The organism is Myxococcus guangdongensis, from assembly GCF_024198255.1.
Classification (GTDB): Bacteria; Myxococcota; Myxococcia; order Myxococcales; family Myxococcaceae; genus Myxococcus; species Myxococcus guangdongensis.
Window position 1 is genome coordinate 101,777 of record NZ_JAJVKW010000006.1, and the last position, 18,622, is coordinate 120,398.

11 protein-coding genes and 1 other RNA gene are annotated in these 18,622 nt (G+C 66.7%); 6 read left to right on the forward strand and 6 right to left on the reverse strand.

Annotated features, from left to right (window positions below; translation table 11 throughout):
* Positions 1-191 precede the first annotated feature (191 nt).
* The 3 genes from LXT21_RS19980 to LXT21_RS19990 all read right to left on the reverse strand — a co-directional run bounded on the left by LXT21_RS19980 (position 192) and on the right by LXT21_RS19990 (position 2,224).
* Entirely contained in the window at positions 192-464 is a 273-nt protein-coding gene (locus tag LXT21_RS19980; protein ID WP_254039736.1) for a vegetative protein, read from the reverse strand.
* Between the two features lie 147 nt (positions 465-611).
* Positions 612-1,850, reverse strand: coding sequence for a S1C family serine protease (locus LXT21_RS19985; protein WP_254039737.1), 1,239 nt, complete (start codon positions 1,848-1,850; stop codon positions 612-614).
* An 86-nt stretch (positions 1,851-1,936) separates the two neighbouring features.
* Positions 1,937-2,224 (reverse strand): hypothetical protein, encoded by a 288-nt coding sequence (locus LXT21_RS19990; protein ID WP_323394722.1) that lies wholly within the window; start codon positions 2,222-2,224, stop codon positions 1,937-1,939.
* 95 nt (positions 2,225-2,319) lie between these two features.
* On the opposite strand from LXT21_RS19990, the gene LXT21_RS19995 reads away from it, so the two are divergent.
* Both LXT21_RS19995 and LXT21_RS20000 read left to right on the forward strand, forming a co-directional pair.
* On the forward strand, positions 2,320-3,396 hold the full coding sequence (locus tag LXT21_RS19995; RefSeq protein ID WP_254039739.1) for a BRcat domain-containing protein: 1,077 nt from the start codon (positions 2,320-2,322) through the stop codon (positions 3,394-3,396).
* Positions 3,393-3,968, forward strand: a complete 576-nt coding sequence (locus tag LXT21_RS20000) for a TlpA family protein disulfide reductase (RefSeq protein WP_407667006.1) — start codon at positions 3,393-3,395, stop codon at positions 3,966-3,968. Before LXT21_RS19995 ends, LXT21_RS20000 begins: the two co-directional genes overlap by 4 nt.
* Positions 3,969-4,339: 371 nt before the next feature.
* Here LXT21_RS20000 and LXT21_RS20005 read toward each other — a convergent pair whose 3' ends face one another.
* The 3 genes from LXT21_RS20005 to LXT21_RS20015 form a co-directional block, all read right to left on the reverse strand.
* On the reverse strand, positions 4,340-6,403 hold the full coding sequence (locus LXT21_RS20005) for an OmpA family protein (RefSeq protein WP_254039740.1): 2,064 nt from the start codon (positions 6,401-6,403) through the stop codon (positions 4,340-4,342).
* 76 nt (positions 6,404-6,479) lie between these two features.
* Positions 6,480-8,093: a M16 family metallopeptidase gene (locus LXT21_RS20010; protein ID WP_254039741.1), complete on the reverse strand. Its 1,614-nt coding sequence runs from the start codon at positions 8,091-8,093 to the stop codon at positions 6,480-6,482.
* Positions 8,093-9,454 carry a M16 family metallopeptidase gene (locus LXT21_RS20015; RefSeq protein WP_254039742.1) on the reverse strand — a complete coding sequence of 454 codons (1,362 nt, stop codon included), beginning with the start codon at positions 9,452-9,454 and terminating at the stop codon, positions 8,093-8,095. Before LXT21_RS20015 ends, LXT21_RS20010 begins: the two co-directional genes overlap by 1 nt.
* A 229-nt stretch (positions 9,455-9,683) precedes the next feature.
* On the opposite strand from LXT21_RS20015, the gene ssrA reads away from it, so the two are divergent.
* The 4 genes from ssrA to LXT21_RS20035 all read left to right on the forward strand — a co-directional run bounded on the left by ssrA (position 9,684) and on the right by LXT21_RS20035 (position 18,621).
* Positions 9,684-10,049, forward strand: a transfer-messenger RNA (tmRNA) gene (gene ssrA, locus LXT21_RS20020).
* Positions 10,050-10,352: 303 nt separating this feature from the next.
* Complete coding sequence (locus LXT21_RS20025; RefSeq protein WP_254039743.1) at positions 10,353-11,207, forward strand: DUF4238 domain-containing protein; 855 nt, start codon at positions 10,353-10,355, stop codon at positions 11,205-11,207.
* A gap of 320 nt (positions 11,208-11,527) precedes the next feature.
* Positions 11,528-14,707 (forward strand): DISARM system SNF2-like helicase DrmD, encoded by a 3,180-nt coding sequence (drmD, locus tag LXT21_RS20030; RefSeq protein ID WP_254040123.1) that lies wholly within the window; start codon positions 11,528-11,530, stop codon positions 14,705-14,707.
* Positions 14,707-18,621 (forward strand): DNA methyltransferase, encoded by a 3,915-nt coding sequence (locus LXT21_RS20035; RefSeq protein ID WP_254039744.1) that lies wholly within the window; start codon positions 14,707-14,709, stop codon positions 18,619-18,621. The genes drmD and LXT21_RS20035 overlap by 1 nt, the downstream gene beginning before the upstream one ends.
* Position 18,622 lies beyond the last annotated feature (1 nt).

Sequence of the window (18,622 nt, forward strand, 5' to 3'; positions counted from 1 at the left end):
GACGTGGGTCTCGCGAGGAGCCCTGTCCGGCGGATGCCTCTTCGGATGGGGTGTGGAGTCGGGTGCGGCGGGCCCGGTGCGAGGCGGAGCGGAGGCTCACGTCCTTCCAGCACGACAAGGCCGCGGTGGCGCGGGGGACTGCTCCCTGCATGAGAGGGAGACACGCGCCCCCGGCGCCGGATGCGGACGACTTACGCCGCGTCCTTCTTGAACGCCTCGCCGTGGTGCTTCTCGCACAGGCCGGCCTTGAACGTCTTGATGCGGCACTCCGGCTTGGAGCAGGTGCGGTAGCGCGAGTGGGGCAGGTCGCCCTGGCGCCACTGCTTGAAGTGGAAGAAGCAGTAGCTCTTGGCGCGGTAGGGGCGCTTGCAGCCCTCCACGGTGCACGCCTTCTTGCCGCCGCCCTTCGAGGTGCGGGGCCAGTGGGTGAGCTTCTTCTGGGTCGTCGGGGTGGCCTCGGCCATTGTGGAACTCTCCTGCGAAACGATGCGAGAACCGCGGCGCCACACGGGGTGGACCAACCGCCGGGTACGAAAAAGGCGCACTGTCTAGCGCCCATGCCACCCGAACGCAAGGACACGCGGGAAGACCCGTGTGGGCTTGGGGCGGCCTCAGGGCGCCGGAGCGCCGTCTTCGGAACCCCAGCCGTCCGGCTCGACTTCCGGGGCGGCCGGAGGCTGCACCTTCTTCCGGGGCACGGGCGACAGCAGGTCGTCCAGCACGGACTGGGCCCCAGCGGGCCGGCGCCCCTGTCGGTGGGCGGCCAGCGCGGTGGCGGGCTGCTCGGTCGGCATCTCCTCCAGCTTCACCTTGAGGGACAGCGGCTTGCCCAGCCGGTGGACGCGCAGCCGCACGTCGTGGCCCACGCCCCGGGCCGCCACCTGCCAGCGCAGCGTGTGCGCCCGCTTCACGCGGCGGGTGTCGAGCCCGATGATGACGTCCCCGCTGTGCAGACCCGCGCGCTCACCCGGGCCGCCCTCCACCACCTCGGTCACCACCACGCCGGGCCCCTGGCGGAGGTTGAACTCCTCGGCCACCTCCGGCGAGAAGTCCTGCACGCTGATGCCCAGCCAGCCCCGGCGCACGCGCCCGTGGGCCTTGAGCTGGGGAATCACCGTCTTCGCGATGTCGATGGGGATGGCGAAGCCGATGCCCTGGCCCGCGACGTTCACCGCGTTGGCCACCGCCACCACGTCGCCGTGCAAATCCAGCACGGGCCCCCCTGAGTTGCCCGGGTTGATGGAGGCGTCCATCTGCATGTAGTCGAAGTCGCCGTCGCGCCCGTTGGGCGTCACGTCCGTGCGGCCCATGTAGCTGACCACGCCCACCGTCACCGAGTGGGACAGGCCGAACGGATTGCCGATGACGACAATCCAGTCCGCAGAGCGCACGTGGGACGCGGAGGCGAGCTTCAGCACCGGCAGCCGGCGCGGCGCCTCGATTTTCAAGAGCGCGCAGTCGGTGCGGTTGTCCTCGCCCACCACCCGGGCCGGGTACTCCTCCGCGTAGCCGCGCGGGTGCATCACGGAGACCATCACCTCGGAGGCCCCCTCCACCACGTGCGCGCTGGTGAGGATGTAGCCGTCGGCGTGGATGATGAAGCCGGAGCCGATGCCCTTCTGGGGCTCCTCGCCCGCGGGCGTCTCGTCACTGAGCTGCCGCGTGGTGATGGAGACCACCGAGGGCATGGCCCGTCGGGCCACCTCGCTCAAGGTGGCTCGCTGGTTGTTCATCGAACGATTCTGGGCCTCGAGCCACAGCCGGCCGCGACCGGCGGCCTCTGCCGGTGTGGCCAGCGCGCACACGAGCGCGCCGAGAATCACGAATCTGTTGAAAGGAGCCCCGTTCATGCCCCACCTCCGCCCCGACGCCGCCCATCCACCGGGTGCAACCTAGGGAGGGGAGTCGTGTCGCGGAAGCGGGCCTGTCCGCCAGGCTACTTCTTCTGGGCGATGATTCGGTTGACCGCCGCGCGGTCCTCCGCGCTGATGCGCTCGCGCGGGGCCGCATCCGTCGAGCGCGAGACAGCGCCCTTGGCGTCCTCGTACGCGTCCTCCAGCCCTTCCTTCATCCGATCCACGGTGTCGGGCTTCACGGCGCGCTTCCAGCTCCGCTCCATGTGCTGCAGCGGCGTCCTGCCGTCCACCTGCCCCGTCGACAGGAAGATGCCGAGCCCCACCGCGCAAGCCGTCCAGACGATGAACTTCAAAGCTCCCATGCTCACAGCCTCCCACGTCGTCTTACATGAGGCGGTGACGCATGGCCAGTTTCCGACCGGGTGTGTGTCATCCGCGCTGACAGGGGGGCGGACGGCACTTAATGTCCGCGGGCTTGCAGCCCGAAGAACTCTTCCAGGCCGCCCGGACGCGTGCGGCGCAGATGGACGTGGGACGTGGAGACGCGGTGGTGGAGCGTATCCGGGCGTCCGCGTCGGCGTTGTTCACCCGCATCCCCGAGCCCCCGGTGTACCGGCGGGCCGAGGACCCTTCGCGCAAGGCCGCCCAGGCGTTGTTGCCGGAGATGGAGAAGGTGTTGGCGGAGGCGCTCGCCGCGGGGCGTGAGCCCTCGATGGCGCCCGCGCTCGAGAAGATGGTGGCCGCGCTGCTCGCGCATGCCGAGGCCCTGTGTCACACGGCGGGCGGACGGCTGGAGGCGGCGGAGGTTGCGTGGCGACGCGCGCAGGAGCTGGAGCGCGCGGCGCATCCGACGCGGCACCTGGTGACGTCACCGCCACGGCCTCCGCCGGTGTTCGACAAGACGTCGGGAGGCTCGCGGTACGACCCCCGGCCCGCGCCGCAGGCGAGCGTGAAGCTGGTGTGCCCCAACACCGGGTGCAAGCGGGTGGGGGACTACGCCTTCCTGACGAACCACGCGTACAACCGCTTCGTGTGTCCGGTGTGCGGCACGCCGTTCCTCGCGTACTTCGGGGAGCTGCGCGGGTTGGAGGTGGAGGTCCGTCGCAGCTCGAAGCGCTACTTCTTCACGGTGGACGAGGTGGGCTCCGCCAACTCGTCGCGCATCGAGTTCGAGGAGGCGAGCGGACAGGAGTTCCCGGCGGCGCGGCGCGACCTGCTCGGCTTCCTGTACACGGAGGCGCGGGAGCTGAAGGTGGTGGTGAACCTCACCAACCAGCGGCTCATGTGGGTGAGTCCCGCGTCCTCGTGTTTCGTGGCGACGGTGGCGTTCGGCGAGGGCGCGCCGGAGCTGGTGGCGTTCCGGGCGTACCGGGACGATGTGCTCAGGAAGAGTGTGCTCGGGCGCGGGTTCATCCGTGGCTACTATCGCTTCGGCCCGGACGTGGCGCGGTGGGTGTCACGCAGGCCGGTGGCTCGGAGCGGGGTGCGCTGGATGTTGAGGCAGGTGCATGACCGCCTGACCAGGAGTGGATTTTCGTGACGCAGCAAGGAATCGGCGCGCCGCCGCCCGCGAAGCCGACGGGCGTGGGGACGAAGGTGTTCATGGCCCTGCTCGCGGGACTGGGGCTTGCGGGGGTGGTGTACCTGGGCGTGCTGGAGGCGCGCCGCTCGCAGCTCGTGCCGGATGGCGCGGCGGCGCCCTCGTTCGAGATGAAGCGCCACGAGGGTGGCGTGTTGAAGTTGGAGGAGCTGCGGGGCCAGGTGGTGATGCTGGACTTCTGGGCGACGTGGTGTCCGCCGTGTCGCGAGGAGATGCCGGCGCTGGTGAAGCTGGCGAAGGAGTACGAGTCGCAGGGGCTCGTCTTCCTGGCGGCGAGTCGTGACGACGGGGACATGGCGCCGAAGCTGGTGGACAGCTTCATCCGCAAGCACCTGCCGGACCTGAAGCCCTACGTCGTCTACGCGGACGACGACATGGCGCGGGCGTTCGAGGTGAACGCGCTGCCGACGCTCTACTTCCTGGATCGCGAGGGCAAGGTGACGGACGCGCAGCGTGGCGCCCTGTCCGAGGACGCCCTGCGCAGGCGCATCGAGCGGGCGCTCAAGCAGTAGCGCGGGGCAGGGCGCGGCGTCCCGTTCGGGCGCCTGCGCGGATGCAGCGAGGGCTCGGCGCCTAGCGTGAAGCCGCTCTCTCGGTTGGACCGAGCGGATGCGCTGGCAGGAACTCGGCGCTCGGTGTGCGGCTTCTCGGGCGGATGCATCCAGAGGCGCGGCGCTCAGCGTGAAGCCGCTCTCCCGGATGGACCGAGCGGATGCGCTGGCAGGAACTCGGCGCTCGGTGTGAGGCTCCTCGAGCGGATGTGCGATCAGGACCGCGGTGCGGCGCCCGGGACGAATGCGCCTGCGCTGATCCATTGACCGCCCCTCGAACACGCGGCGCACAGCGAGACGGTGAGGTCTCGCGGCGCCGCGTGTGAGGCGGCTTACTTCCCTGGAGTCGTCGCTGGCTTCGGGGCGGCTTCCGGCACCTTCGTCGCCGGAGCCGTCTTCGAAGCATCCACGGGAGCCTTCGTCGCTGGCTGAGCCGTAGCAGGCGCACTCTTCGCCGCGCCTTCAGGAGCCTTCGTCGCCGGAGTCGTGGCGGGCGCACTCTTCGCCGCGCCTTCAGGAGCCTTCGTCGCCGGCGGAGTCGCGGGCGCGCTCTTCGCGCCACCCTCGGGAGGCTTCATCGCCGGAGCCTCCTTGCCCGCCGGAGGCTGCTGTCCCGCGGGGACGACGGTCTCCCGGCCCTCGGTCTCCACCTCGGAGCGGATGAGGCGGAAGTCGACGCGGCGGTTCTTCGCGCGGCCCAGCGCGGTGTCGTTCGTCGAGATGGGCCGGTCGAACCCGAAGCCCTCCGAGCTCAAGCGCTTGCGGTCGATGCCCTTGCCCACCAGGTACTCGAGCACCGAGCGCGCACGCTTGTCGGACAGGTTCATGTTCAGCTGCCGCGAGCCCCGGTTGTCCGTGTGCCCTTCGATGAGCACCGGTCCGAGGGTGGGGTTCTTGCGCAGCACCGTGGCCACCTCGTCCAGCAGCGGATACGAGCGCTTCTGGATGACCGCTGAACCCGTCTCGAAGAGCACGTTGCCCTTGATGCGGATGCGGTCCGATTCGACGAACACGTACGGCGGCGAGTCGAACGGGCAGCCGTTGTTCTCCGGTGGGCCGAACATGTCGGGGCAGTCGTCCTCGTTGTCGGGCACCTCGTCGCCGTCGGTGTCCGGGCAGCCGTCGTAGTCCTTCGGGCCGGGCTTGTCCGGGCACTTGTCGAACTGGTCGGTGATTCCGTCGCCGTCGGTGTCCACCTCGGGGCAGCCCTTGAGCTCCTTCGTCCCCTTCACGTTGGGGCAGGCGTCCTCGCCGTCCACGATGCCGTCGTCGTCGTTGTCCGGGTCCGGGCAGCCATCGCTGTCCATGAACCCGTCCTTGTCCTCGGGCTCGTTGGGGCAGCGGTCCCGGTTGTCCGGCACGTTGTCGCCGTCCGAGTCCACGAAGCTCTCGTCGTAGCGCAGCCCGAACATCACGCGCAGCGCCTCGCGGCCGTAGCCCGTGGTGAGGTTGATGCCTCGGCCCACGTTCAGCTCCAGCCCCCAGTTGCCCCAGACCTTCGTGCGGGCGCCCACGAGCACCTCCCACGGCGTCTTGAGCGTGTCGGACTGGTCGAAGTTGAAGGGGCGCACCAGCGGCGTGGCGATGTGCATCTCGGCCGTGGCCTGCACGTCCGTGAAGCGGCCCATGTTGGGCAGCTCCGCGATGACACCACCGCCGAGCGTCAGCTCGTCATCCACGAGCAGGTTGAGATACTGGGCCTCCTTGCGAATCCGCACGCCCGCGTTGCCGACGACGCGCAGGGGGATGGGCAGCACCTCGATGCGCTGCTCCACCGCCAGGCGCGGCGCGAAGAGGAAGCCCCGCTCACCCGTGAAGCTGTCCGCGGAGCCCGTGGGCGCTCGGACCTCCGCGACGAGCGACAGGCCCACCGGGAACTTCTCGCGGTCCAACAGGTGCACGCGAGGCACCACGCGGATGTCGCCGAGCGTGGTGCGGCTGACGCCCGCGGCGCCGGGGAAGTTCGGCGCGTTCAGCGCGTCTCGCAACAGCTTGAAGTTGTCGCCCTGCAACAGCGTGACGGGCAGGTCGACGCCAATCTCCAGTCGCTCGTGGAGCTGGTAGGCGAACAGCAGGTGCGCGTCGAGCCGGTACGGCAACAGGTCGCCGAGCTTCTCGTCACCGAGCTTCAGGGCCAGGATGCGCCAGTTGAAGTCGAACAGCAGCGCGCCGCGGAAGCTGCCCACGGGCTCTCCGCTGTAGGTGCCCTCGAGCGCGATGCCGCTGTTCTGCGCGGTGGTCGGCTTGTTGGGCACGGCGTCGAAGCCGCGCGTGAAGGGGTCGGTTTGAGCGTGGGCCGCTACCGAGGCCAGAACGAGGCCGAGCAGGGCGAGTCGGGCGACGGAGCTGCGCAGGGGCCGCCACCAGGAGAGAGAGCCGGAGCTGGTGCCTCGCATGATGGCAGCTCATACCATCGGCTCCCGAGGGGCGGAAAGAAATGACCCACCCCTCGGGCCGAAATACAGCCTCGCGCTACTTCTCCATGAATGACTGCGCGGGAATGATGGTGACGGCGTCTGCTCGAACGGGGAGCTTGAAGGGGACGATGGCCTTGTCCACTTCCAGAAGCTCCGGAGTCTTGTCGGACGCGTAGGTGATGGGAGACGGCGGGCTGGTGCGCAGGGCGTTGGCGAGCCCCTCCGCGTCCTGCGTGACGAACGCGAAGGACAGCGCGCTGGGATGCAGCCGACGGCGCAGCACCTCCTGCACGGACTGGGGCGTCATCTTCGTGAGCGCCTGGCGGTACTGGTCCAGGTAGTTCGGCGTCCCGTAGAAGAGCGAGTCGATGGCGTAGCCGAGCCTGCGCGGGTCCGTCTGCTCCCACAGGCGTGAGTAGCCTTGGAGGAAGCCGCGCATCAGGTCGAAGCGCTCCTGGGGAATCGGCTCGTTGACCAGCTGCTCCAGGTAGAAGACCGCGCCGCGCGTGGCGAACATGCCGTTGGCGGGCTCCACCGGGCGGATCCACACGGTGAGGTCCTGCTGCGTGCGCGCGATGTTGGTGCGGTTGTACGTGGTGCCCGGGTCCTCGATGAAGTGCTCGGCATACGCGTAGTCGCCGTAGTTGAGGCCGCGCTTCTCGCGCAGCTCGGTGAAGAGCAGTCCGATGGACTGACGGTGCTCACCCAGGTGTGAGAGCGCGAAGGCGAGCGGGAAGAAGTCCGCGTCGCCGCGGCGCACAGGGTTGACGTAGCCCATGCTGACCGCGGTGGAGAGCGTCTGCTTCTGGATGATGACGGTGCGCCCGGCGGTGGATGCCACGGTGGGCAGCGTCACGCGCGGCGCGCCCGAGGCGGGCAGTCCACCCAAGCGCGACAGGAGCGAGTCCTTGAGTCCATCGTCCACCGCGCCGGCCAGTCCGACGACGAGCCGGTCCTGGGTGAAGACGCGCTGGGCGTGGGCCTTCACGTCGTCGAGGGTGATCGCCTTGAGGCCCTGGACGGTGCCGCCGGTGTAGTGGGCGTAGGGGTGTCCTTCGTAGATGAGCGCGTCGAGGGCGACCTTGCCGAGCCCCTCGTCATTGGCGCTGCGCAGGCCGTTCTCCACGTCGCTGATGGCGTTGGCGCGCAGGCGCTCGAGCTCCGCCGGGTCCAGGCGCGGCGCGAGCAGCACGTCCGTGAAGAGCTCCAGGTAGCGCGGCAGGAAGTCCTTGTGGACGCGGCCGGAGAAGGTGGTGAACTCCTTGTCCGTGGCGACCTCCAGCTCGGCGGCCATGGGGAAGAGCGTCTCGAGCAGCTGCGCGGAGGTGAGCTTCTGCGTGCCACCCTCGGCCATCAGCGTGGCGGTGAGCGCGGTGAGGCCCTCCTTGCCCTTCGGGTCGTCGATGGAGCCCGAGTGGAACACGAGCCGGAACGTGACGATGGGCGTGTCCGGGCGCGCGAGGACGACCAGCTCCAGCGGCTTGGGCTGCTTGAGCGGAACGGCGGGGACCTCGGTGGGCGGCGTGCTCGCCTTCTGAATGGGAGCCTCGGGCGCGGGGGCCTCGGTGGTGGGCGGAGGGGCCTCCGTCGTGGGCGCGGGCTTGGGCGTGGAGGCGCAGCCGACGAGGGACGCGAGGGCGACGAGGGACAACAGGCGAGGAGTCTTCATCACTTCGTCCCTCCGGCGTCGGAGACCTTGGGCGTGAGGCTGAGCAGGGTGAGGTTGGTGGCCTTGAGGTGGCGCTTGGCGAACTCGGAGAGCTGCGCGGGCGTCACCTTGGCCAGGTTGCCGAGCTGGCGCTGGAGGCCGTCGGGCGTGCCGAGGATGCCGGCGTACCAGCCCAGCTGGATGCCCACGTCGCGCGGCGTCTGGAGCGCCATGAGCGCGCCGTAGCGGGCGTTGTCCTGGATGGCCTTGACGCGCGCGGCGTCGACCTTGCCGGCGGCGAGCCGGCTGACCTCCTGGAGCAGGGCGAGGCGCACGCGGTCGCGGTCCTTCTCGTTCTTGAGCGTGGCGGTGAGCGAGAACAGGTGCGGATCCCGGTGCTCGACGTAGTCACTGCCGATGGCCTCGACGAGCTGCTTGTCGAGGACGAGCTGCTTGTAGGCGGGGCTGGTGGGGCCGACGAGGTAGGCGACGAGCACCGTCTGGAGCGCGGAGTCGGAGGTGTTGGCGGAGGCCGCGGGCGTGTGCCACGCGAGCACCATGCGCGGCTGGGTGGGCTGGGGCCAGTCGACGTGGGCGGTGCGCGGCTGGTTCTGGGGCGGCTCCTTGGGGACCTGGATGGAGGCCGTCTTGCGGTCCCACGGGCCGTAGTGCTCGCGCACGAGCTTCATGACCTGGGCATCGTCGAAGTCGCCGACGATGAAGAGCATGGTGTTGTCGGGGGTGTACCAGCGCTCGAAGAAGTCGCGGCTGTACTGGTAGGCCTCCGGCATGGCCTTGATGTCGTCGTAGAAGCCGAGCGTGGTGTGGCGGTACGTGTGCTTCGTGAAGGCGGCGGCGTTGAGGGCCTCCTCCATCTTGAGGTACGGGGCGGCGGCGTTCTTGTGGTACTCGCCGAGCACGGCGAGGGCCTCGGTGCGGAAGGACGGCTCGGAGTACTCGAGGTTTCGGAAGCGGTCCGCCTCGATGTCGATGAGGAAGGGCAGGCCGGCGCTGGGGCCGTACGAGTAGTAGAGGGTGATGTCGTCGGTGGTGAAGGCGTTGTCGTCGAAGCCGAAGGTGCCGAGGATGCGCTCGCGCTCGCCTTCGGGGTGACGCTTCGTCCCCTTGAACATCATGTGCTCGAAGAAGTGGGCGAAGCCGGTCTTGCCGGCCTCCACTTCGTTGCGCGAGCCGACGCGGACGACGGTGACGTACGAGACGATTCCCTGGGACGGGTAGGGCACGCGCACGACGGTGAGGCCGTTGGCGAGCTTCTCCGTCTGGAGGGTGTAGGGGAACGCCTGGGAGGCGGCCTGGGGCTGCGCCAGCGCGGGGAGCGCGGTGCCCAGGAGCAGGAGGAGTAGGGGTAGGAGTCGTCTCATGCGGTGTCCTCGAGGGCTCGGGCAGGGCGGGTAGGGCGCTGGCCGAGCGAGGGGGCGACCCTACGCGGGTGAGGCGGGAGGGGAAGCGACTTCGAGGGTGAGTGTCCGCCTGCGTGCGGGAACGTGGGCTGGTGGACGCTCAGGAGGATTGACGAGGGCGCTTCAGCGGTTAATGTGGAGAAGACGCGGTCGACGTGGTGACCGCCAGTGGAGCAAGCAGTCAACTACCGGGGGCGACCTGGTTTCGACGGGGGCAAGGAAGTTCGAGACGCGTGCCGAGCTTGTCAGGTAGCTCGTAAATCCAACCCGGCAAAGACACAAAAGCCAACGACAACGTTGAGCTCGCGCTGGCTGCCTAAAAACAGCTCTTAGTGCGCGGTCCCCCAACTCTCGGCCCGTGGGGTTGGGATCGACCGTCATAATGCGGGCTGGCTGCCGAGGGTGCCTGGACCCGAGGTGGCGAGACCTATCCAGGACCGGCTCTAGGAATCCCGTCCGTGGGAGTCTTGGGGACGTAGCAAATCGCGGACTACGCACGTAGGGTCGAAGAGCGGAAGGCTTTCGGACGCGGGTTCGATTCCCGCCGCCTCCACTGAGTGAGAAGCCCAGCAGCCGAGAGGTTGCTGGGCTTTTTGTTTGGCCGCTTGGTTCCCCTGTGCCCTCGGTGACCATCCGGCGTCTCGGGTCGGTGCTGCGTGGAACTGGGCACGGGTCGGTCGAACTGCTGCACCGCGCGCTCCGTCGCCTCCGACGACAGGTGGGCGTACCCGATGATCATCTCGACGGTCTCGTGACCCATCAACTCCTGGATGACCTTGGGCGGAACATTCTGCATAGGAAAGATGCTGGGAGAAGCAGTTGCTCGAGTAGGTAGCACTTGTCCTTGCCGAAGACATCCATGCTCAACAATGACGATCATATCCCCAAAAGGCATCACTTTGTCGCGCAGATGCACGCCGACCGATTCACCGACGGTAAGGGTAAGCTCTGGGCCTTTAACAAGCAGAGAGGAGTGCTTTTTCACGCGCCGCCCAAGGCAGTATTTGTCGAGACACACCTCTACACGATCGAGGCCTCCGACGGCGTGAAGGACACCAGCCTGGAGTCAGACTTCTCCAAATTGGAGAGTGGTGCCAATAGCATTATTGAGGAGTTGGTGGCTGGTGCAAGGTCTGGACACGAGCCGCAACTGACGGCCCAGCAACGCACAATCTGGGATGCCTATTTTTATCTTCAGTGGAAGCGAGTGCCGGACGTTCACGCCAAGCTCGGCTCCCTCACTCAAGCGGATGCCCTACTGGATGAGATCTTCGCACAGATACGAGCACGGAGGCCCGATGCCACAGCGGAGATCGACAAGCTCAATACTCCCGAAGGGCGCAAGCGCCTGATCCAGGGCGGTAAGGTTCAAGCCATCCGTCGCACCCCAGGCGATGTGCTTGGGATTCTGGCCGCGCGCGGACTAGCGTTGCTGCACATCACCGCACCTGGCGAGAGTTTCGCCATCGGTAGTCTTCCGATCGTGCGCAAGCCGGGAAATCTCCGCGAGGCCGACTCTGAGGCTTGGCTTCCTGTATCGTCGGACGTAGCCGTCGGCCCTGGCTTTGAACCCAATACTATAAAAATCATCGAGCTTACCAACCAAGAAGATATCTGGCGGATGAACAAGGCTACGGCTGGTCAAAGCACGACCTACGCAGCTGGGTCCAAGGTTCTCATGGAGAAGTTAATCGCCGCCCTACCGCAGCCATGACCGTATCCTCTGGGTTTCTCGCTCTCCGACATCGAACGCCCTTCCATCACATCGAGGGTGTCTACGGAGGCGAGGGACTCTCACCCAATTCAGTCGCGGCATCCGCTCCTTCTTCGCTTCCACCTTCGCCGCTGACTACGAAGGTCTCTGTGCTGCGTGGATAGACGTATCGGCGCCCTCAGCCTATTTGGCGGGGGTGACGCCGTTACAGCCCACCGAGGAGTGAAACTCTACCACCTGGGGGTGATGACTCTACCACCTGGGGGTGATGGCTGGCTACACGCCCGTCGCGGCATGTATCTCCCGTGCCAATCGCTCCCATGCCGTGCGCGGGTGATATCGCGCAGGTCCGACACCGTCAGTATCTGGTCAACGAGGTCATTGCTCCTTCGGGGGTCCGGGAACAACACACCCTCGTTCGTCTCACGTGTCTTGATGATGACGCACAGGGACGTCCCCTGTCTGTCTTGTGGGAACGTGAACTCGCTGCTCGGGTCATTCGACCCCATCAGGGTGGACTGGGACCTCCTGCGCGTTTCGACGAGCCGCGTCACTTCGCCGCGTATCTGCATGCGCTCAAATGGAGCTCCGTCACCGCCACTGACGCCCGGCTCTTCCAGGCGCCGTTCCGCGCGGGCATCCATTTGATGAATCACCAGCTCACGCCTCTCAAAAAGGCGCTCGAGCTGCCTCGGGTGAATCTCTTCATCGCCGATGACGTGGGGCTCGGAAAGACCATCGAGGCGGGGCTGGTGTTGCAGGAACTCATCCTCCGCCAGCGCGTGGATCGTGTGCTCATCGTCTGCCCGGCGTCGGTGACGCTCCAGTGGCGCGATGAGATGGAGAAGCGATTCGGTCTGCGCTTCGAAATCTTCAACAGCGAGTTCGTCTCCCGTCGCCGTCAGGAACGTGGCTTCCAGGTCCCCGTCTGGGCCACGCACTCCCGCTTCATCGTGTCGTACCAGACCCTGCGGCGCAGCGAGTACTTCGAGCCGCTGAAGACCCTCCTGGATGAGAAGGGGCACCACAAGTCCTTGCTGGTGCTCGACGAGGCGCACGTCGTCGCGCCCGCCTCGGCCAGCCGGTATGCCATCGACACGGAGACCACTCGCAGCATCCGCTCACTGGCGGAGCGCTTCGAGCACCGGCTCTTCCTCTCAGCCACTCCTCACAACGGCCACTCCAACAGCTTCTCCGCATTGCTGGAGATGTTGGACCCACAGCGCTTCACGCGGGGCACCCGCGTCCGAGAATCACAGCTGGCTCCCGTCATGGTGCGCCGGCTCAAAGGGGACCTCCGCGCCCTCGGCAGCTCACAGCGCTACCCCGAACGACACGTGGTGGGTGTGCGGCTGACACATGACTCGGGACGCTGGCACGCCGAGTGGCTCGCCCCGGATGGAAAGACCGTCGAGCATCGTATCGATCTGGGCGAAGCCTCAGCACCGGAGCTGGAACTGTCCCAGAAGCTCGCGCGCTACACGGAGCTCATGGCGCCCGGCACGAAGCAGGGACGCTTGGTCTTCATCAACCTCCAGAAACGCCTCCTCTCCAGCATCGAGGCGTTCCACCGCACACTCTCCATCCACGCGGCGGCCTTCGGCTCGGGGATGCGGGTTCCCGACGATGGAGTGCTCACCGGCGACACGGCTCCTGATTCCGAGGAGCACGGCGAGACGGACGACGCACTCGAGCTGTCGCTCGCGGAGACCATCCGCGAGCACAGTCAGCCTCTGTCCGCCAACGCCCAGGCGCGCAAGCTCCTGGAGGACATGCTCCAGCTGAGCGCCCAGCACCGCTCGGCCCGGGACGCGAAGCTTCGGGCCCTGCTCCACTGGATTCGCGAGCACCAATGCCCGCTCACCCGAGACGCTGCGTGGAAGCCTCGCCGGGTCATCCTCTTCACCGAGTATGGAGACACGCTCCGCTACCTCAAGGAGCAGCTCACCGCCGCCTTCGAGGGGACCCAACGGGGGGATGAGCGCATCCTCACGCTGACGGGTGGCATCGATGATGCGAAGCGCGCGGAGGTGCAGGCCGCCTTCAATGGTTCGATGGATGAGTTCCCCGTGCGGGTCCTCCTCGCGACCGACGCAGCGCGCGAAGGCATCAATCTGCAAGGCCAGTGCGCGGACCTCTTCCACATCGACGTCCCATGGAATCCATCCCGCATGGAGCAGCGCAACGGCCGCATCGACCGTGCCTTGCAACCTTCGCCCATCGTGCGCTGTGGCTACTTCGTCTATGGTCAGCGCGCCGAAGACTCGGTGCTCGACTCCCTGGCTCGCAAGGTCGAGACGATCACTCGCGAGCTGGGCAGCCTGGGCTGCGTGCTGATGGACCAGATGCACGATGCCCTCGCCTCCGGCATCACGAAGGGCACGCTGGAGCGCGTCTCCCGCGCCGCGACCTCGACTCGCACGGATGTGACGAAACGGGAGCTGGAGTCCCAGCGCACGCTTCAATCCCTGCGCAAGGAGCTGGATGCGATTGGAGAGCTCCGCGATCGCAGCGGCAAGGTGATGGACTTCAATCCCGTCCTGCTGCGCGATGCGCTGGACGTGGGGTTCGAGCTGGCCGGCGCGGGCCGGTTGGAGCGGGAGGCCATCACGGAAGAGGGCCGGACACTGGAGGCCTGGAAGGTCCCTGCGCTTCCCGCTTCCTGGAACACGACCCTGGATTCCATTCGTCCGCGCCGGGCGCACGACGAGGCTCCCTGGGAGTGGCGCAAGCGCCCCCTGTCTCCCGTCGTCTTCGAGGCGCCTCCGGGCGTCTCCAGCAAGCTCGTCCACCTTCACCTGTCCCATCCGCTCGTCCAGCGAGTGCTCCAGCGGTTCCTGGCGCAGGGGTTCTCCGCGAACGACCTGAGCCGGGTCACGGTGGTCCAGACCCAACGCGACGCAGTGGCTCGTGTCATCGTCTTCGGCCGGTTGTCGCTCTTCGGCGAGGGCGCTGCGCGGCTCCATGACGAGGTGGTCTCTGTCTCAGCGAGGTGGCTGGACGGCGGCGGCCGCGGACACCTGAAGCCCTTCGCGGATGAGGCGGACCGCAAGGTCATCGACCAACTGGAGACCACGCTGGCGGAAGCGCCCGCGCTCTCCGCGATACCGAAGGCCGTCCAGAAACGCCTGCTGGCCAGCGCCGAGTCCGACTTCTCGAAGCTCTGGCCCGCCATCGAGGAGCAGGCCTCGGTGCGAGAGCAGGGGGCTCGCAAGAAGCTGGCGGCGCGGGGGGCGTCCGAAGCCAAGGCGCTGACTCTGATTCTCCAGACGCAGCAGGAGACCATCCAGGAGGCCCTGAGCGCGCAGCTCGAGCTCTCCCTCGACGCCCAGGCCGAGAAGGACCAATGGAGGAGGGACAAGGTTCATCTCGAACAGCGATTGACGGCGCTCGGAAGGGAACTCGTCGAACAACCTGAATCATTGAAGGCCACCTATGCCGTGAGGGTCGCCCGGCTGGTGCCAGTGGGCATGGTCTACCTGTGGCCGGGGGCGCGCTGATGAACGGCCAGAGTCTTGGCGGGGACGTCGAGCGTCGCTATCACCAGACCTGGATGGGGATGGCGCAGCCCATCGAAGGACTGGTGGTCTCCATCCCGGTCCTCGAGGACGCGCAGTGCATGCAGCGCCTGCCGGTGTCCGCGCAGTCGCGGTTCGTCCTGCTGGCGGGCCGGGAGTCACCTCGCGTGACGGATGTCCCGCGCTTCCTCCAGGAGGTGCTGGGCTACACCGAGGAGGATTTCACCACGAGGTTTCCGGAGGACCTCCAGCTCGATATCGCCGAGGGGCAACAGACCCTCAATCCCACGCGGGGGCTGTTGCGGCGAGGGCCCCCTCCCGCGAAGCCGGAAGGGTTACCGGATGACTCCACGCCCATCAGCCGCGCTGCGGAAGGCTTCGCGCTCCTGACCTGGGAGCTGCCGGCCGGGTTGGATCTGGACAAGAAGGAAGACACCACGGGCACGTGGTTCTACGAGCCCACCGCCAAGTTCGATCGCCTGCTGCGCGCGGCCCGTGTCCCCATCGGTCTGCTGTTCAACGGGGACTCCGTGCGCCTCGTCTATGCGCCCCACGGAGAGACGTCAGGGCACATCACCTTCCGGTTCAAGGACCTCGTCACCGCCAGTGGCCGTCCGCTGTTCGACGCGATGGTGATGCTCCTGCACGCGCGTCGCTTCTTCGGCGTGCTGCCCGAGCATCAGCTTCCCGCGCTCCTGGAGCAGTCACGCGGCCGGCAGGCGGATGTCACCGACGACCTGGCCGACCAGGTTCTGGAAGCGCTTGGCATCCTCCTCACGGGCTTCGAGACGGCCGCAGAACGGGATGGCTCCCGGGCCCTGGACGAGGCGCTCTCTCGAGGGGAGGAACATGTCTACGGCGGGCTCCTCTCCACGCTCTTGCGGCTCGTGTTCATCCTCTACGCGGAGGACCGGGGCCTGCTCCCCGTGGACCAGGAGCCCTATCGCGATGATCTGTCGGTGAAGGCGCTTCACGCCCAACTCGTCGAGGACTCCAGCCAATATCCCGATTCGATGAACCGGCGGTTCGGTGCGTGGCCACGATTGCTGGCGCTCTTCCGGTGCATCTACCTGGGGGCCTCGCACGACAAGCTGCGAATGCCGGCACGGCGTGGACAACTCTTCGACCCAGACACGTTCCCCTTCCTGGGAGGCACGGGCTCCGCCGAGGCGGGCACGGATGCTCGGGTGCCTCCCATTGATGACGAGACGGTGCTCCAGGTACTGGAGCGGCTCGTCTTCCTCAAGGGACAGCGACTGAGCTTCAAGTCGCTCGACGTGGAGCAGATCGGCTCCGTGTACGAGGGCCTGATGGGCTTCCACGTGAAGCGCCTGAGTGGTGCTGGAGTCTGCCTCAGGCCTTCGAAGGTGTGGGTCTCCGTGGACGAGGTGCTGGCCCAGCCCGCGAAGCGGCGTGCTGCATGGCTGGAAGAGGAGGCGGGCCTCGACGCGAAGGCGGTGAAAGCCCTGTCGAAGGCGTTGGAGCATGCCTCCACGCAGCAGATGGTCCTGGCCGCGCTGGAGTCGTACCGCGCGAAGGGGACCGAGACACGGCGAGCATCCCAGCTGGTACTCCAGCCTGGCGCCGGGCGGCGACGGACCAGCAGCCACTACACGCCTCGAAGTCTGTCAGCGCCCATCGTCCGCCGGGCTCTGGAGCCTCTGCTCAAGACGATGGGGTCGCAGCCGTCTTCCGAGAGACTCCTCAACCTGAAGATCTGTGACCCGGCCATGGGGTCTGGTGCGTTCCTGGTGGAGTCCTGCCGCTTTCTCGCAGACCAGGTTGTTGCCGCCTGGACACGTGAGGGCGTGCTGAAGCGAGACAAGCACGAGGACGAGGTAATGCGGGCACGCCGGCTGGTGGCCCAGCGATGCCTGTACGGCGTGGACAAGAATCCCTGGGCCGTGCAGCTCGCGAAGCTGTCGCTGTGGCTCGTGACTTTGGCGAAGACAGAGCCGTTCACCTTCTTGGACCATGCGCTCAAGTGCGGGGATTCGCTGGTTGGGCTCGACCTGGAGCAGCTTCGAGCGTTCCACTGGGACCCGAGCAGCAAGAAACAGTCGGAGCTACCCTGGGCGTTCATCTCGAAGGCGCTGAACAGCTCGCTGGAGAAGCGCGAGAAGATCCTCCAGCTCGCGCTCGACCTGGAAGGGCCGGAACGCAAGCCGCTGCAGTTAGACCTGGAGCCGGGCAGGGTGAAGGAGGGGCTTCTCCGGGATGCGGACGCGGCGTTGGAGGACATCAAGCACATCGCCAATGCGTGCGTCGGGGCGTTCTTCGCGCATGGCTCGGACAAGGAGCGGGAGAAAGAGCGAGTCCGCCGGTTGGACCTGATTGGGGCGTGGCTGTCCAAGTCGAAGAACGAGGTGCCGCCTCCCATGCCGCCGGACATCGTGGCGTTCTCCGCGCCGTCATGGACATTCCACTGGCCGCTGGAGTTCCCGGAGGTGTTCCACGGGAGCCGGCCGGATCCGCTCGACAACGAGCAGCCCAACAAGGCTGCCTGGATCGATGGGTTCGTGGGGAACCCGCCGTTCGCGGGAAAGAACACCATCATCGAGACGGTCGGAGAGAACTACCTTCCTTGGCTCCAGGCGGTTCATGCGGGAGCGCACGGCAACGCGGATCTCTCCGCGCACTTTTTCCGCCGTGCGTTCCATCTGCTGGGTGACCACGGCAGCTTCGGATTCATCGCCACCAACACCATCGCGCAGGGGGACACGAGAGCCACGGGACTGAAGTACCTGGTGGATCACGGCGGCCACCTCTACGACGCCGTGCGCTCCATGAAGTGGCCCGTCTCTGGAGCGAACGTCTCGGTGTCCGTCGTGCACCTGGCGAAGGGGCACGTCTCCGTGAATTTGGAGCCGCGCCTCGAGCGGCTACCCGTGAAACACCTCAACTCTCGACTGAGAGGAAAGCCCGAGCGAGCAGATCCCGTGGCACTCACCACCAACACGGGGAAGAGCTTCCAGGGATGCACCGTCCTTGGAATGGGGTTCGTGCTCAGCCCCGAGCAGCGAGCAGCGCTCGTCGCGAAGTCACCCAGGAACGTGGAGCGCATCTTTCGCTATGTGGGCGGAGAAGAAATCAATTCCGACCCCAAGCCGAGCCTTGAAAGGTATGTCATCAACTTCGGGCAGATGGCACTACAGGAGGCGGAGCGCTGGCCGGAACTCCTTCGCATCGCACGGGAGTTGGTGAAGCCTGAGCGAGATAAAACAAAGGACAGAGGAGCGAGGCAGTTCTGGTGGCAATTCAGCCGATCGCGTCCCGAACTCCAGGAAGCACTTCGTAAGTCGGAGCGCTGCCTTGCAATCAGCATTGTCTCCAAGCACCTCGTGTTTGACTGGCGGCCAACGGGCGTCGTTTTTTCAAATACAGCTGCTGTCTTCGTCCTGAGTCATGATTGCTGGCTCACATTGCTGCAGTCACGGGTGCATGAGGTCTGGGCACAGTTGCTGTCATCCTCCATGCGCAACGATCTTCGTTATGCACCTAGTGACTGCTTCGAAACCTTCCCCTTCCCGGACTCCGCAAGCACCTCGGCGCTCAATGCGATAGGTGAACGGCTCCACTCCGAGCGCAGCCAGTACATGCAGGCCAACAACATAGGCCTGACGACGACATACAACCGGCTCACGGACAAGTCCGTCACCGACACAGCGACGCAGCGCCTGCGGGACCTGCACGTGGCCGTGGACCAAGCTGTACTGGATGCCTACGGCTGGGAGGACATCCAGGTCCCTCCGTACTGCGGCGCCACTCCCAGACAGCTCGAAGCCTTCGAGGATGAAGTTCTCGACCGCCTCTTCGACCTGAACGAACGCCGTGCCTACGAGGAAGCCCACCCCACCGTCCGCCGTGCCACGAAGTCCCGCGTCCAGACCGCCTGAG

Coding starts and splice junctions, on each gene's coding strand:
- LXT21_RS19980 (WP_254039736.1), bottom strand. CDS start 464: ATGGCCGAGGCCACCCCGACGACCCAGAAGAAGCTCACCCACTGGCCC.
- LXT21_RS19985 (WP_254039737.1), bottom strand. CDS start 1,850: ATGAACGGGGCTCCTTTCAACAGATTCGTGATTCTCGGCGCGCTCGTG.
- LXT21_RS19995 (WP_254039739.1), top strand. CDS start 2,320: ATGTCCGCGGGCTTGCAGCCCGAAGAACTCTTCCAGGCCGCCCGGACG.
- LXT21_RS20005 (WP_254039740.1), bottom strand. CDS start 6,403: ATGCGAGGCACCAGCTCCGGCTCTCTCTCCTGGTGGCGGCCCCTGCGC.
- LXT21_RS20010 (WP_254039741.1), bottom strand. CDS start 8,093: ATGAAGACTCCTCGCCTGTTGTCCCTCGTCGCCCTCGCGTCCCTCGTC.
- LXT21_RS20015 (WP_254039742.1), bottom strand. CDS start 9,454: ATGAGACGACTCCTACCCCTACTCCTCCTGCTCCTGGGCACCGCGCTC.
- LXT21_RS20025 (WP_254039743.1), top strand. CDS start 10,353: ATGCTCAACAATGACGATCATATCCCCAAAAGGCATCACTTTGTCGCG.
- drmD (WP_254040123.1), top strand. CDS start 11,528: ATGCCGTGCGCGGGTGATATCGCGCAGGTCCGACACCGTCAGTATCTG.
- LXT21_RS20035 (WP_254039744.1), top strand. CDS start 14,707: ATGAACGGCCAGAGTCTTGGCGGGGACGTCGAGCGTCGCTATCACCAG.